Source organism: Actinokineospora enzanensis DSM 44649 (assembly GCF_000374445.1).
In the GTDB taxonomy this organism is placed as follows: Bacteria; Actinomycetota; Actinomycetes; order Mycobacteriales; family Pseudonocardiaceae; genus Actinokineospora; species Actinokineospora enzanensis.
The window spans coordinates 1-16,275 of sequence record NZ_KB894465.1 but is presented as its reverse complement, the minus strand read 5'-3'; the positions used below and the strand labels follow the sequence as shown (position 1 = coordinate 16,275).

Here is a 16,275-nt window from a genome sequence, read left to right as displayed (position 1 = left end):
CACAGCCCGGACACCGTGCTGATCGTGGACGGCACCCTGGTGCCCACCCACGACCGCACCATCTCCGCGTCGTCGAAGAACTACCGGTACTCGGTGAACATGCAGGTCGTCATCGACGCCGACACCCGCCTGATCGTCGCGGTCGGCGACCCCACCCCCTGGCAACCGCAACGACTGCCGCGCCTACACCGACTCGCGCGTCGACCGGCAGTGCCGGGGCGCGAACGTGATGGCCGACGGCCGCTACCAGCGCAACCCCGACGTGATCATGCCCTACCGCACACCCCGCAAGGACCAGCCGCCTCTGCCACACTGGAAAGAAGACCTCAACACCGTCCCCAAAAGCGTCCGCGCACGAGTCGAACACGCACTTGCGCACATGAAGCCCTGGAACATCCTGCGCAACTGCCGACGCAAACGCGACGGCGTCCGGCACGCCACCCGAGACATCGCCCAGATACGCAACCTCGCCATGACCGACTGAACAACCACCGCCCGCAAGCGACACCACTGTCACCCCCCTTGTCCCGTCAACACTCTTGATCATTACGGGACAGCCTTTAGCCGGTCAGAACCCGGTGATCCACCTACGCCGCACACCAGAAAGCCCGATGTGGCGCCACTACATGGAGTCCTTCGACCGCGTGTGGGCAACATCAACAGAGGAGCGCTGACCATGGCACGAGTCGACTACTTCAACGACCCCGCAGCCCCACCTGTAACCTCAGTGACCGTGGCCATCCGTGACAGCAGGCCCGACGGCAGTGTCAGGCTGAACTTGCCCGGGATGACCTTCGGGCCGACCTTCGGCGGGTGGGTGGTGTCGGGGAAGTCCTGCACCTGACGGATGTGGTCGAGTACCTCGTTGTAGCCCTGGTTGTACCGGTAGATCAGGTGCGGCGTGACATCGGTGAACACGCAGGCCCGGCGCGTGACGAAGTAGGCCGCCGAGTCGCACCGGATCCCAGGCCGTGTCTCCGACGACAGTTCGATTTCGTGGTCGAAGTCGTCGATGGCATATCCGCTGAACGAGAACAGGTTCCGCAGGACCTTCTCCGGCATCTGGGTGGCGACGTTCTCGTCGGACTTCAGATCCCACCGGTACCAGTCGCCGTCATCCCAGTCGCCGATGTCCTGCGTGACATATCCCTGGTTGGCCGTGCACCCCACGTCGGCGAGCCGTACGCACTCGACCTTCAACCCCAGCGTCGACCACCCGGAGAAGCTGTCCGAGGTGTGGTAATCGTCGCCGTGAAACCACACGTGCACCTGACGGTCCGCCGGGTTGGCGAGCGCGAAAGCACGGTAGGGCAACGTGAAGGAGCCTTCCTCCTTCCCGGTGGAGGTGTTGATGTAGTGGCCCTCGACCTCGTTCTGCCGGCACCACACCGACCGGTTGAGTACCACGCCACCGACCTTGTCGGTCCCCGGTTGACGCAGACACTCCTCCAAGACCCGTTGCGGCGGCTCCGGATCCCCCGCCGCCGCGGCCAGTTCCGCAGCGAGGCGTTCCCGCGCGGACAGATCGGATGCCTCCGTTCCTCACGTGTTCCCGGTCCGAACCGCGATCCGATTGGCCTCGGCCACGCTGCCGGTACGGACCTCCGGGCGGACCGTCGGCCCGAACCCCGGCGTGCTGGACACGATCCCGCCGAGCGGATCGCGCACGGACGAACCCGGCTCGGCTCCCGCCATCGGCGTACTGATAGCCGACACGCCGATCGCAGCGATACCTGCCAACGCCACAATCATTCGCCTCGTCCCAGCCAGTGAGCAGCCGTTCGAGGTACTCGCGAACGCGGCTGTCCTCAGCGAACTCGGCGGTGAGGCCGTAGCGCGCGTCGCGCTCCCGTTCGGCCGCGCGCGCCAGCGGGACCGGCACGAGCAGACAGAGCGGGACCAGCACCCATGTCATGAGCGCGAACCCGATCCCGACGGCGATCAGGCCGCAGGACGCCTGGACGATCGCCACCGCCGAGGACACCAGGCTGGCGGAGTGCACGCGAGAGGCGAAAATCGCGCGCTGGAGCCGGTTGTAGAAGTCGGGGTCGTCAAAGGCGAGCAGGTCCGCGTCCATCGCCGACCGGAGAACCAGCGCGATGATGTGCCGGTCCACCTTGACCGCGAGAACCCGCTGCCACGACTGGGCGAGGCCGCGCAGCGCCCGCCGACCGAGAGGACGACGGTGACCGCCATCAGCAACGGCATCAGTTCGGACCAGAGGCCCCTGTCCGCCGCACCGAGGCCGCCGAGCAGCTCCCGCATGACCAGCACGACCAGCACGACCAGCACGAGCGAGACCGCGGCGAGCAACTGGTGCACCAGGATCGCGGTGCAGCGGCGCCGGTCAGCTTCCCAAACCAGGCGTAGCGCGAACAACGCCGTCCGCACCGAGTCGCGGGTGGACAGCTTGGTCGCGGGCCGCGGTTCCCGATTTCCCTCGCGCGGCACCGGTCACCGCCCGCCGAGCACGTGCGCCAGCCAGTCGGTCTGAAGCCGGTGCAGTCGCTCGTGGGTCTCGCGGTACCGCTGCCCTGACGCCGTCAACGCGAACGGCTGAGAGGTATACTCGCTCTGTGTCGGCCGATGATCCACGCCGAGGCGAAAGGACCGAGCAGACCCCTTCACCTCTGGCGGATATTCTCTATTGGACGTTTGTCAAGCGGTTGACCGAGTTCGTCTCCACGCCGCTGGCCGGTTCCGCTTATACGGTATGCGGAGTGGTGCGTCCCCAACCGACGATTGCGCGGGTCTTCGTCTTCGACGGCGACGACTTGACGACGGCGATCGGGATCGACTGCTCCTTGCTGGACGCCGGTGGGCAGCAGGTCAACCACTTCCGTCACGTCACTACGATCAGGCTCGTCCTGGAGGCGGTCGCCTGCGGTGCGGAAGCCGACTGGAGCGTCGACGGGCGCGGGGTTCGCGTGGTCGACGCCCGGATGTTCTCAGGCAGCGGTGAGGATCCCGCGGCCGGGCTGGGCGAGGCGATCTACGGGGCCATCGGCGGAACGTTTACCCGGTTCGACGACCAGCCGCCCCAGGTCGGGGCGCAGATCGTCTATCCGGTCGGATTCCTGGCGCAGAGCCCCGAGGTCGTCCGGGTCTATTTTCGCGATCCCGGCACGAGCGAGGTCTGCGGCTACGATGTTCCCATCGCCGCCGAAAGTGGGCTCGTGGTGGCCGCGGGCGGTTTCCTTACCTCGCGGATTCGCGAGCTTGCCGGGACCGGATCACTCGCGTCTCGGGAGATCGCGTCCGATCCCTACTGTGTGCGCGCTTATTCCGTGCGCTGAGAGCGGCGGGCCTGCCGCATCAGCTTGGGCTCAGCTCGGCGTCCATCTCCCCAACGAGGACCTCAGCGCCTGTGGCGAGGCGGACCACGTCGCCTGCACCGCCTGTGCTGGTCGAAAATGCTGTCACTGGCTATGAGCTGCGGGTTCATGCGACTGATTGGTAGTGGTTGAGTAGTCCGGTGAGTCGTTGTGTGCGTGTGGTCCGGTCGGTTGGGGTGGGCCAGGGGATCACGTTCCGGTGGTCGTCGGGTGCTCGTAGTCTCATGCTGTGGCCTTGGCCGCTGCGGTTGGCGTTGTGATGCTCGACGTGGGCGTCCGGTACGTGCTGGAGGTGGTGGAGGTGGTGGCCGCCAGTGATGAGTAGCCGGTTGGCGAGTTCGCGTCGCAGCAAGCTGAGGTCTCGGCGAGTGCGTTCATCCGCGTGAGGTTCCGAACTCGGCGCCCGTCTGCCAATCATCGTAGGTGACGTCTCCCGACCCACGCCGATGACTGTCGCTCTCAGGCCAATATGGGACACGGATGGCGGTTGACGATCGAAGGTTCGCCTGTCGAGGGCGACTAAACGGCCGAGGGTTGGCTGGGATCGGTCTTGAAGCGGTTTGGTGTGCGGATCGTGAGTTTCTTCTCAGCGTATCGTGAACAGCGCAGGATGACCTTGGTCGGCTCGACACATTGCGTGACGGCGTCTTGTGGACGGTGGTGGCGGAAATCCGCTGGCCAGGCTCTGTATCGCCAGGAAAGTTGCCTGGTTGGTTCCAACATGTCCGACAAGGTCGACAAAGTAGCGACGGTTGGAGATTTTCGAGATCAGCGTTCGGCATGTTTTGACGATCTTTGCGGGTTACTGGTAGCCATCTATCGTTGACACGAAGTGTCCGGTGCGTCACCCAAGGTGCGTACGGGAGTAGCCGGGGGAGTCACTTGATGGTGTCTGGTAGAGCGCTGCTGTCCGCAGTGCTGTCGTTATCGATGTTGGCGGGTGTGCCTTCGATCGCTCAAGCGGCCGGAAAGCCGGTCACTCCAGAGTCGGCGGCGCTTGCCGCGGCCGGGGAGAGTGGGCGGCCGGTGTCGGTGGTGGAGGAGACCACCGAGACAGCCGAGGTGGTCGCCAACCCTGACGGGACGTTGACCAGGCGGGAAGGTCTGGAGCCGCAGCGGGTTCGGCGGGATGGGAAGTGGGTGCCGATCGATCTGTCGTTGGAGGTGCGGCCGGATGGGTCGGTGGGGCCGAAGGCGGCCGCGGTCGATGTGCGGCTGTCCGGTGGTGGGGCGGGTGATGGGCTCGCTGTCGCGGCCAGGGACGGCAAGGAGATCGGGATCGGTTGGAGTGGGGTGCTTCCCGCGCCTCGGCTCAGTGGGGCGTTGGCCACCTATCCGGACGTCATGCCCGGTATCGATCTCACCGTTCGGGTGACGGGCAAGGGGTTCAGTCAGCTCTTGGTCGTCAAGAACCGTCAGGCGGCCTCGGATCCGCGGCTCAAGGAGATCTCGTTCCCGCACCATGTCCGTGGTGTGACGCCGCGCGCAGGAGCGGAAGGGAAGATCGAGGTCGTCGACGACCAGGGGCAGGTTGTCTTCGGGGGTGACGCCTCGCGCATGTGGGACTCGGCCGTGCGTGTCGCCGCCAACTCGGTGGGCAAGTCGGCCGATCAGGTGTCCACTATGGATTTCGAGGTTACCCGCGAGGCCACGGTCATACGCCCGGATCCGGGATACCTTACCGCGCCCGAGCGGGTGTTTCCTGTGCTGATCGATCCGGAGTACTGGTGGGCCGGGACCAAACTCAACCATGCGGTGGTGCAGAGCGCGTGGCCGGATGAGCACAACTTCAACAGGACCGGCGGTGACCTCGATGACCTGAAGGCGGGGTATCAGAACGGGTACATCTCCCGCTCGTTCTTCAGCTTCGACGTCTCCGCCATCCGAGGCAAGGTCATCTACCGGGCCAAGGTCCGGCCCCGCGTGGTGCACTCGTGGAGCTGCGCGGGCGGTCCCACCGAGCTATGGCACGTCTGGGGCTTCGACTGGGGCACGACCTGGAACAACCAACCCTTGATCAGCCTGAAGCAGGGCGATATCACCAAGGCCAACAACGCGGGCCACTGTCCGTCCGACGGTGCCACCGAGGTGAACGTCGATGGCATCGTGCGCCAGGGCGCGAACGAGTTGTGGCCCACTGTGTCGTTCATGTTGCGTGCGAGGGACGAGGCCCGGCAGGAGGACTGGCGTCGGTTCGCCCTGGACCCGGTGCTGGAGGTCGTCTACAACAGCGTGCCGCTGCCGCCTGCCGAGCTGGGGATGGAGGACGGGCTGATCCCGTGCGCGTCAGGCGTGAACCGGCCGTTCGTGTTCACCCAGGTCCCCCGGCTTCGTGGTCGGATCAGCGACCCGGATGGCGGCATGGTCAACGCGCACTTCGCGCTGCACAAGGGTCCGATCGCCGACAGTCACGCGGTGTGGCACGGCTACCAGGACAACGTGCCATCCGGCTCGTTCTCCGAGGTTCAGGTGCCCACGGGCATCATCGAGAACAACAGCGTCTACAACTGGTCGCTGGTCATCACCGACGGTGGGAACAACTCGATCTGGGTCGGGAACTGCGAGTTCGAGGTCGACACCACCGCTCCAGGCGTGCCCACCATCGCCTCCACCGACTACCCCGGCGGCGGCAACACCCCCGCGGGCGGCATCGGCCAGACCGGCACGTTCACCCTCTCCGCCAACGGGACCGCCGACACCGCAGCGTTCTTGTGGTCGGCGACCGACCAACAGAACGACGACCCGAAGACCCGCGTCGCCGTCGACGCCCCCGGCGGCACCGCGATCATCCGGTGGACGCCGACCACCGAGGGTCCGCTGAACCTGTTCGTCCGCTCGGTCGACCGCGCGGGCAACCTCTCATCGATCGTGCGCTACTCGGTGTTCGTCGCGCCCGGCGACCCGCTCACGGGCGGCCTGGTCGGGCACTGGAAACTCGACGGCGACCTGACCGATTCCGCCGACGGCAACCACCCCCTCACCGCCGAGGGCGGCGCCGCTCCGACAGGGGCAGGCTACAACGGCCAAGCCGTCGACTTGGCCTACGGAAAGCACCTGCACACCTCCGGCCCGGTGCTCGACACCGGCCGCAGCTACTCGGTGTCGGCGTGGGTGCGCCTCGACCAGCTCGGCTACTGGCCCGACGCGGTGTCCCAGGACGGCGTGCGCACCAGCGGCTTCCAGTTGCAGGGCACCCCGGACGGCCACTGGGGCTTCGTGATGTTCAGCCAGGACGTCGACGGGGGCGGCAACAACCACGCCCGCGTCGTCTCGCCCGAGCCCGCTCAGGCCGGGGTGTGGACGCACCTTATCGGTGTCTACGACCAAGGCGCGAAGGAACTGCGGCTCTACGTCAACGGCGCCTTCTCCGCCAAGATGAGCTACGAGAGCACGTGGTCGGCATCCGGCCCGCTGCAGATCGGTACATCGCTGTGGACCGGCACCCGGGTGGACTTCTTCCCCGGCGCGGTCGACGACGTCCGCGCCTACCAGCGGGTCCTGGTTCCCAGTGAGGCCGCCGCATTGTCCAACGAGGCCATCAAGCGTGCGCACTACCCGATGGCCGAGGGCGCTGGAACCACCACGAAGGATTCGGTGACCAACGCCGACGCCACGCTGTCCGGACCGGCTGCGTGGACGACCGTCGATGGCAGGACCGGCGTGAACTTCACCGGCGTCTCCGGCACGGTCAACGGACCGCGCCCGACCTTGCGCACCGACCGTTCCTACACCGTGTCGGCGTTCGTGCGGCTCGACGCGACCGGCACGCTCGGGCGCACAGCGGTCAGCCTGACCGGCGCTCGCAACTCGCCGTTCATGCTGCAGTACCGCCCGGAACTGCAGAAGTGGGCCTTGCAGGTCTCGCACAGCGAGACTCAAGACGGCGTCTGGTGGATCCCGGCGAACACACCGGTGGAAACCCGGAAGTGGGTGCACCTGGCCGCCGTCTACGACCACGCCAAGCACGAGGCGCGGATGTACGTCAACGGCGTCTTCGCGGGCACACAGTCCGGCATCACCGGCTGGAACGGCGCCGGTGAGCTGATGATCGGCGGCGGCGTATGGCAGAACGGGAACGTGGATCCGTTCCTCGGCGCCGTGCGCGGGGTCCGGATCTATTCCGGGACCCTCACCGATGAGGCCATCGGCCAATTGCCCGTGCAGAACTGAAATCCCCGCACCGACAAGTTGAGATGACCGTTGGGGGTCAGGCATGTCCAGAAGACGCCTGGTACCCGGGATAGCGCTGTGCATGAGCGTGGTCTTGACGACCACGCTCGTGCAGGCGCCTCCCGCGGTGGGCGATCCGAGCTATGTGAACCTTCCCGCACTGCAACAGGAGAAATCCGTCCCGGGGCTGCCGGTGCATTCCCGGCCGCTGCCGCCCAACGAAGTCGACCAGGCCATCGGCAGACCGTTCGCGCCCGCCCAGTGGCCGGGCACCTCGTCGGCCGAGGTCGCCCTGGCGGGCAAGCCCGCGGCAAGTTTCCAGAAGGCCGGGAACCTGCCGATCTCGGTCTCCGCACCTGCGGCGTTGGCGGCGAAGTCCGGGTCGAAGGTCAAGATCTCGACCTTCGACCAAGCGCATTCGGCGAAGACAGGCGTGACGGGCCTGGTGTTCGCCGTGGACGATGCGGGCGGCGCTGCGGGTTCGCCGTTGTCGGTACGCGTCGACTACGGCGGATTCGCCAACGCCTACGGCGGCGACTACGGCTCCCGGCTGACGTTGATACGCCTGCCGGATTGTGCGGCGACCACACCGGAGAAGGCCGAGTGCCGCACCGGTTCGCCGGTGCACTCGTCCAACAACGTCAAGGGCCACGCGGTCACCGCCGAAGTCACCCTCCCCGCGACGCAGAAGTCCGCCACGGCCGTCTTCGCGGTCGCGGCAGCACCTTCGGGAGCGGGCGGTTCGTTCGGCGCCACCAACCTGTCCCCAGCGGGGCAGTGGTCGGCGGGCGGCTCAAGCGGTGACTTCACCTACTCCATCCCGCTGCGCGTCCCACCACCGACCGCCGGTATCGCACCGAAGATCGGCCTCGGCTACTCCTCGGGAACCGTCGACGGCCGCACCAGCTCGTCGAACAACCAGGCCGGGCTTCCCGGTGACGGCTGGGAACTGAGCGCGGGCGGCGGGTTCATCGAGCGGCGCTACCAAGCCTGCGCCGACGACCTCGGCGGCAACAACGGTCAGCGCAAGACCGGCGACCTGTGCTGGAAGACCGACAACGCCATCATGTCGCTCAACGGCGTCTCCGCCGAGCTGGTACGGGTCGCGGGGACCAACACCTGGCGGCCGAAGAACGACGACGGCTCCAAGATCGAGCTGCTGACCGGCGCCGCCAACGGCGACAACAACGGCGAGTACTGGAAGATCACCAGCAGCAACGGCACCCAGTACTTCCTCGGCCTCAACCGGCTCCCCGGCTGGTCGGCCGGGAAGCCGGAGACCAACTCGGCGTTCACGGTCCCGGTGTTCGGCAACCACGCCGGTGAGGACTGCAACCAGGCCGCGTTCGCCAATTCCTGGTGCCTGCAAGGCTGGCGGTGGAACCTCGACTACGTCGTGGACACGAACGGCAACGCCGCCACGTACTACTACGACGTCGAGAAGAACTTCTACGGCCGTGACCAGGACGCGGGCAAGCAGACCGAGTACGTCGCGGCGGGCAACGTCCGCCGCATCGAGTACGGCCTGCGCTCGACCAACCTCTACGCGCCCGCCCCGTCGCGCGTGTGGTTCGACACCGCCGAGCGGTGCCTGCCCACCCCCGGGTTCGCCTGCAATCCGGACCAGCTCACCGCGGCCACCGCGGCATCGTGGCCGGACGTGCCGTTCGACCGCATCTGCAAGGCGGGCGACCGGTGCGAGAACCGCTTCTCGCCGTCGTTCTTCACCCGCAAACGCCTGGTCAAGGTGCTGACCCAGGTCCGCCGCGACGACGTGACCGGGGACGCCCAATGGCGCGACGTCGACTCCTGGGCACTGAAGCATGAGTTCCCGGACACCGGCGACGGGCTCTCGCCCGCGCTGTGGCTGGCGAGTATCACGGTCAGCGGCCACGTCGGCGGCACGGTGTCCCAACCGGACATCATCTTCCACGGCCGGTCGATGCCCAACCGCGTCGAGGCCGGGGACGGGTTGCCGCCCATCACCCGGTTCCGGGTCGAACGGGTGCGCAACGAAGCCGGTGGCATCACCGAGGTCAAGTACTCCGACCGCGAGTGTGTGTATGGCAGCAACATGCCCGTCAACCCGGAGTCGAACACCAAGCGGTGCTACCCGAGCTGGTGGCTGCCGGAGTTCGGCCAAGACCAGGTGCTGGGCTGGTTTCACAAGTACGTGGCGACCGACATCACCGAGGACGACCGCACCGGTAGCTCGGTGCTGAAGAAGACGCACTACGACTACCTCGAAAACCCCGCCTGGCACTTCGACGACAACGACTTCACCGACCTGGCCCACCGCACGTGGTCGCAGTGGCGCGGCTACGGCAAGGTCCAGACCACGGTCGGTGAACCGGGAACCACGCAGGGCGTGACCGTCGAACGATTCCTGCGCGGCATGGACGGCGACCGGTTACCCGGCAACGGCAAGCGCACCGTCACGGTCACCGACTCCGACGGCCGCGTGCAGACCGACAGCGAATGGCTGGCGGGATTCGCGCTGGAGTCGCAGAGCTACAACGGCGCGACCCTCGACTCGGTGTCGATGAAGGTCCCCTGGGTGCGCGGCCCGACCGCGACCGCGGGCGAAGACAACGCGTACATGACCAACATCGGCGCGGTCCACGGCCGCACCCTGCTGAGCGACGGGACCTGGCGACGCACGTCGGTGGTCAACAGCTTCGACGACCACGGCAACACCACCAGGGTCGACGACGCGGGCGACACCGCCGTCACCGGCGACGAGACCTGCGCGACCACCACGTACGCGGTCAACGAACAGGTGTACATCCTCACCCGTCCCGCTACCATCCGCACCATCGCCAAGCCGTGCGCGAACCTGCCCGGCACGGCGGCGGACGTGGTAGCGGAAAGCCGAACCAGCTACGACGGCCAAGCCTTCGGCACGACCCCGACCAAGGGCAACCTGACCGCCACCGAACGCTGGACCGGCACGGCATGGCAGCTCACGCAGAAGACCACGTACGACGACCTCGGGCGCCCGGTCGAGGTCGAGGACTCCGAGGGCGGGAAGTCCAGGACCGCCTACAGCCCGGCGGGCGGCGAGTTCGGCGTCCGCACGGTGACCAAGACCGATCCCAAGGGGTTCACCGCGGTCACCGAGATGGACCCGGCCCGGTCGTTGGTGCTCGACGAGACCGACATCAGCGGTCGCCGCGCCGACATGGAGTACGACCCGCTGGGCAGGCTCCTGCGGGTGTGGGCACCCGGCAACCCGAAGGGCCCGAACACCCCGGCGAACTCGGTCTACGAGTACGAGTACAAAGTGGACGCGCCGACCGTGGTGACCACCAAGTCGCTGCGCGAGGACGGCAACTACAACACCTCCTACACCCTCTACGACGGACTGCTGCGCGAGCGGCAGACCCAGATCCCCGCCGTCGGCGGCGGCCGCGTGCTCAACGACTGGCACTACGACTCGCGCGGCCTGCAGGTCAAGGTCAACGGCGCGTACTACAACCAGGACGAGCCGACCAAGTCGGTGCTCGACGCGCTGGACAACTCGATCCCCAACCAGACGACCACCGAGTTCGACGCCCTCGGCCGAGAGACCGAGGTCATCTACCGCAAGCTCGGCGTCGAGCAGTGGCGCACGTCGTCCAGCTACGGCGGTGACCGGACCACGGTCGTCCCCCCGCCCGGCGGCACCACAACCACCGTCATCCGGGACGTGCACGGCCGGGCCACGGAGAAGCGCCAGTATCACGGGCGCCAACCGACGGGCGCGTACGACTCGACCAGGTACGCGTTCACCGCGCGCGGCCTGCAGGACACGATCACCGCCCCGGACGGCTCGCAGTGGAGCTACGAGTACGACGCGCTCGGTCGTAACATCGCCGAGCACGACCCGGACTCCGGCACCACGAGCTACACCTACAACTCGCGCGACCAGCTGGAGACGAGCACCGACGCGCGCGGGATGTCGACCAGGGCCGAGTACGACGTGCTCGGCCGGAAGGTCGCCGAGTACGAGCGGCGCGGTCCAGGTCAGCCCGAGGCCAAGGTCGCGTCGTGGGGCTTCGACGCGGTCAAGCCGGGTCTGGCCGACACCGCGACCCGGTACGTGGGCACCAAGGCGTACACCTCGCAGGTGCTTACCGTGGACGCCTCCGGCAGGCCCACGAAGTCCAAGCTGACCATCCCGGACGGTGAGGACAAGCTGACCGGGTCGTACGAGTTCGAGTCCACTTTCGACAATCGGACGGGTCGGCTGCTGTCGCAGATCGATCCGGCGGCGGGCGGTCTCGACGCGGAGGCGATCTACCACAGGTACAACGAGGTGGGCCTGCCGACCGAGACATACGGGGTGAGCAAGTACGTGCCGGAGACGCTGTACTCCAAGTACGGCGAGGCATTGCGGCTCACCCAGGGTACGGGGTCCAAGTCGGTCTACACCTCGATGTTCTACGAGGAGGGCACCCGGCGGCTCTCCGCCGTCGACGTGCAGCGCAACCTGCTGAACAGCGCGTACCTGGCCAAGCGCGGGTACACCTACGATCCGGCGGGCAACGTCACCAGGTTGACCGACGCCCCACCCGGGACGGCGGCCGACACGCAGTGCTTCGGCTACGACTACCTCAAGCGTATGACCCGCGCGTTCACCCCGGCCGACGGCGACTGCGCCCAGCAGCCGACCAACGCCGGGCTCGGTGGACCCGCGCCCTACTGGCATGACTACGAATACGACATCGCGGGCAACCGCACCAAGGAAACCGAACATGCGGCGGCAGGCGACACCGTCCGGACCTACGCCTACGGAGGCCCGAACGGCACCCAGCCGCACACCTTGCGGTCGGTCACCCGCACCGGCCCCAGCGGCACCGCACAGGACATCTTCGGCTACGACGCCACCGGCAACACCACCACTCGGACGGTGTCCGGGTCGACGCAGCAGCTGGAGTGGGACCCGGCAGGCCGCACCGAGAAGGTCACCGAACACGACGGCCGCCAGTCCAAGTACCTCTACGACGCGGACGGCGGCCGCCTGATCAAGCGCGAGGCGGCCACTACGACCTTGTATGTCGGCGATATGGAACTGGTGCTCTACAACGACACCAAGACCCTGACCGCCCGCAGGTACTACAAGCACGGCGACTCCGTCGTGGCAGTCCGCTCCACCGGCCCCAAGGCCGGGTTGTTCTGGCAGCTGGGTGACCACCAGGGCACGACCTCGATGACCCTGAAAGCCGACACGCTGGAACTCAACCAGCGCAGGCAGGACCCCTTCGGCCAACCGCGCGGCACCCAGTCGTCGACCTGGCCCGACGACAAGGGTTTCGTCGGCGGCACGAAGGACGACACGGGCCTGACCAACCTCGGCGCCCGCCAGTACGACCCGGCCACAGGCAGATTCACCTCGGTCGACCCGGTCCTGGACACCGACGACCCACAACAGATGAACGGCTACGCCTACGCCAACAACTCCCCCGTCACCAACTCCGACCCGTCCGGCCTCTACTGGAAAACCATCTCGGTAGCCGAACGGGTCGCCGCCACGACCTTCCTGACCACCACCTACATCATGGGCCTGTTCTTCCCCGTGATCATGTTCGTGCCGGTCATCTACTGGACCGTGCAGATCTTCGCCTACCGGGTCTGGATCGACCCACCCTGGACCGGGGTACGCAAGAAGGACGTCCTCAAAGAATCCGGGATGAGCGCCCAGGAATACGAGGACGCGAAGAAACTTGCCGCCGACAAGCGCGGCTGGGTGGACGTCGCCCTCCAGATCGCGGGCGACACCCTCCAGGAGATCATCGGCGTCAAGGGCATCATCGACAGCTGCATCAAAGACTTCGACCTCCTCGACTGCGGCATCGAGATCGTCTCAGCCCTCCCCTGGTACAAACTCCTCAAAGCCGGGAAGATCGTCGACAAGATCATCGACGCCTTCCGCAGCGCCAAAGACTGGCTCCGCCGCCGCGACCGAGCCATGGCCGACCTCCACCGCGTCGAGGATGTCGAGGAGCGTCTGGCCTCGGCTGGTTGCAACAGTTTCATCCCCGGCACGCTCGTATTGCTGGCAGACGGCAACACTCGGCCGATCGAGCAGTTGAAGCTCGATGATCGAGTTCTTGCGGTGGATCCGAACACGGGCAAGAAATCCTCCCGCGTGGTAGTCGCGACGATCGCAGGCCAAGGCGATAAGCACCTGGTCGACATCACGCTCGCCAATGGCGGAGCCATCACCGCTACGGATGGCCACCCGTTCTGGTCGGCCACCGCCGGACGCTGGGTCACTGCGGACGATCTACTGCCTGGAGTCAGGCTGCTCGACTCCTCCGGTCGTTCGGTCGAGGTATCACGAATCCAGCACCGAGCCGCCAACCTCCAGGTGCATAACCTCTCGGTCGATGCCGACCACGTCTACTTTGTCGTCACCGGAAGTACCTCCGTTCTCGTCCACAACTGCACCCCTATCGAACTGAAGTACAAGGACGGGTGGACCGACGAACAAATCGCGCAAGCGGACGCAAAGGTGGATGCATTGAACAACAATCCCGGTGGCCTGGTGGTGACCAAGCCGGACAGAAAGACGAGCGCAGTGCGCACATGGACCAAAAGCGGCAGAAAGTCTCAGCCAGGGTACGACGTCGACCATACCATCGACCTTCAACTGGGCGGTGCGGACGATGTATCGAACATGCAGTTGCTGGACACCTCGGTCAATAGAAGTCTGGGGAGTCAAATAAGTGCTCAGATCAAATCGAACGGACTGCAGCCAGGTGATAGGGTGTGCAGTGTGACGATCAGCGTATGTGGGAGATGAGCCATGGACCAACCCGAACTGGACGTGCGACACATCGTCAAGACCGACTGCGGGTTGTGCGCGTTATGGCAGCCGGAGTGGTTTGCCAGCGTCACCGACCAGGACGCTTGGGACTCTCGGCTCTCTGAGGACCAAGCCTTGGAAGGCCACATCTCCGCAGGCGTGTTCGTGCCCCTCAACGTAGGTGGTGATGGCGTCTTCGACGTGGTCGTGCGCACCGGGGGGCGAACCGACCGCGAGAGTCGGTACACCGCGGTATCCTCGGAGCCGTATCTTCTGATCTCCCGGGGCACTCTCGACTTGGGCGGATTGGAGAACGTCGGATCCCACATCGGTGACGCCGTGGTGATTCCATTGGCGGCAGGCAGGTATACCGTGGTCGTGCACCTGATCGACTGGGCCGACGAACCGGGCGCCGTCGATGCCGATGGCAATCCCACCGGTGTCGAGTTGTGCGATTTCATGGTCGAGATCGCTCCGGAAAAGGATCCCGCTCCGACATACCGGTCGAATATTCTCACCTTCGACCACCCAGACTCAGACTGATCGGATGCCGCGACTTGGTGGTGCGCCGCGAGACAATCGCGGCGCACCACTTTTCCGCGTTGGCCAGCTGTTGCCGACCCCAAGCGCGCCGGGAGGATGTCGTCGCGCCTGCACCACACCCGTCCGAGTTCCGTTGTCGGCTGTCAAGCTGGCCCGTGGAGGGATCGAACCAGCACGGTTCCAGGGTTGCGTCGTCAACATCGACGGGGTCTTCGTCGCCGTCCACGCCAACTTCGACGAGTGCTACCTCGCCCGGCTCGCGTAATCCATTGGGCAACACCGCCGGACGGCCGTGTTCAACCGCCAGTGGCGATCCTCGGTCTCGACGGCGCGACGCCATCACCCGAACCTCGGTGACTGTGCGAACATGACCTTGTCCGGCCTGTTTGTCGCAGGATGATCAACGCTCGGCCAGGTATACCGCTCGAACGGCCAAGGCGCGCTCGACCTCGTCGATGATCGGCGCGAAGAACTGCTGCCGGTGCTCCACATCGCTCATGAAGGTGATCTCGAAGTACATGCTGCCGAACGCGGCGAACAGGGTGGCATTGCGCAGCAACGCGACCGGGATACCGGGCACCAACCGCGAGGATGTCGAACAACGCCTCGCCTCCCGCGGCGGCTGCAACAGCTTCGTCCCCGGCACTCTCGTACTCTTCGAGAGAGGACAATCCAAAAAAAGCGGGTGCCGGGATTGCCGGATGACGCGCAGGTCGACCATCAAATCCCCAAGTCCGCAGGCGGGCATGGATCCGAACATAATGGGGCGGTCGCCTGTAGGGAATGCAACAACAGCAAGGGCGACAAGCCCCTATCGGTGCGGGACTCGGAACTTCGAGCTATTTTGGATGACGAATGAGTGTTGACCCTGAAGAGAATCGACGAGTATTCCGAGTCACCTTTGACCTGCCAGAGGAAAGTCCGACCTGGCCTCCGGTTCGCTACGAGCGTCTCTGGGCAGAAAAGACTGACACCAAGCTACATCTGTCGTTGCGAAATACGCCATTCTATTGCATTGGTGTGGCGTTCGGGGATATCATCGCTGTGCGTCTTGACCATGAACGTCGGGAAGTCGTCTTCGACAAGTTCGTCTCCGAATCGGGGCATTCTGCCGTGCAGATCCTTGTCACGTCCCCGAGTTCCCGGAGCGCCCTGGACCAGATGCTTTTGAGCTTCGGTGCGGCCTGGGAAACGATGAGCGACGCGACCTACTATGCGGTCGATGTCAAGCCTGATACCGACTATGCGGCGCTCAGGTCAGAGTTGATAGCAGCCAAGGATCGCGGAGATATCGAATTTCAGGAATCAGCGATTTCGAAGCCTCACCAGGCTCAACTCCTATCGTTTCCCTAGCGCGAACCGCTCGAAATGTAAGCATGCAGCCGTAGTTGGATCGGCCTCTATAGTCTGCCGGCAATTCAAGGCGGGATCATGTGA

The 16,275-nt window shown here is 65.8% G+C and carries 9 protein-coding genes and 2 pseudogenes; 9 read left to right on the top strand and 2 right to left on the bottom strand.

All coding sequences use genetic code 11. The features are described from left to right. Positions 1 to 15: 15 nt before the first annotated feature. Positions 16 to 135: pseudogene (locus C503_RS49050) on the top strand (IS5/IS1182 family transposase); the annotation flags it as partial. A 34-nt stretch (positions 136 to 169) separates the two neighbouring features. Next, positions 170 to 484, top strand: a pseudogene (locus C503_RS49045) (transposase family protein); the annotation flags it as partial. A gap of 206 nt (positions 485 to 690) precedes the next feature. On the opposite strand, the gene C503_RS0136295 reads toward C503_RS49045, so the two are convergent. Further along, on the bottom strand, positions 691 to 1,407 hold the full coding sequence (locus C503_RS0136295) for a hypothetical protein (protein ID WP_156893774.1): 717 nt from the start codon (positions 1,405 to 1,407) through the stop codon (positions 691 to 693). Between the two features lie 226 nt (positions 1,408 to 1,633). Between C503_RS0136295 and C503_RS46560 the strand changes: the two genes are divergently transcribed. From C503_RS46560 to C503_RS0136255, 5 genes are all read left to right on the top strand, one after another. Continuing rightward, the gene (locus C503_RS46560; protein WP_156893773.1) at positions 1,634 to 2,494 is read left to right on the top strand and encodes a hypothetical protein; all 861 of its coding nucleotides are present in this window, start codon (positions 1,634 to 1,636) and stop codon (positions 2,492 to 2,494) included. A gap of 82 nt (positions 2,495 to 2,576) precedes the next feature. Continuing rightward, positions 2,577 to 3,296, top strand: coding sequence for a hypothetical protein (locus C503_RS0136275; RefSeq protein WP_156893772.1), 720 nt, complete (start codon positions 2,577 to 2,579; stop codon positions 3,294 to 3,296). Positions 3,297 to 4,220: 924 nt separating this feature from the next. Beyond that, entirely contained in the window at positions 4,221 to 7,505 is a 3,285-nt protein-coding gene (locus C503_RS0136265) for a LamG-like jellyroll fold domain-containing protein (RefSeq protein ID WP_245572678.1), read from the top strand. An 82-nt stretch (positions 7,506 to 7,587) separates the two neighbouring features. Further along, the gene (locus C503_RS42270; protein ID WP_051115033.1) at positions 7,588 to 14,292 is read left to right on the top strand and encodes an RHS repeat-associated core domain-containing protein; all 6,705 of its coding nucleotides are present in this window, start codon (positions 7,588 to 7,590) and stop codon (positions 14,290 to 14,292) included. Positions 14,293 to 14,295: 3 nt separating this feature from the next. Then, complete coding sequence (locus tag C503_RS0136255; protein WP_018687113.1) at positions 14,296 to 14,838, top strand: hypothetical protein; 543 nt, start codon at positions 14,296 to 14,298, stop codon at positions 14,836 to 14,838. A gap of 400 nt (positions 14,839 to 15,238) precedes the next feature. Here C503_RS0136255 and C503_RS47530 read toward each other — a convergent pair whose 3' ends face one another. After that, complete coding sequence (locus tag C503_RS47530) at positions 15,239 to 15,418, bottom strand: hypothetical protein (protein WP_211222529.1); 180 nt, start codon at positions 15,416 to 15,418, stop codon at positions 15,239 to 15,241. A gap of 105 nt (positions 15,419 to 15,523) precedes the next feature. Here C503_RS47530 and C503_RS49040 point away from each other — a divergent pair, with 105 nt between their 5' ends. Then, positions 15,524 to 15,697: an HNH endonuclease gene (locus C503_RS49040; protein WP_425393552.1), complete on the top strand. Its 174-nt coding sequence runs from the start codon at positions 15,524 to 15,526 to the stop codon at positions 15,695 to 15,697. Next, positions 15,694 to 16,191, top strand: a complete 498-nt coding sequence (locus C503_RS0136240; RefSeq protein WP_084477443.1) for a DUF4265 domain-containing protein — start codon at positions 15,694 to 15,696, stop codon at positions 16,189 to 16,191. The genes C503_RS49040 and C503_RS0136240 overlap by 4 nt, the downstream gene beginning before the upstream one ends. Positions 16,192 to 16,275: the final 84 nt, after the last annotated feature.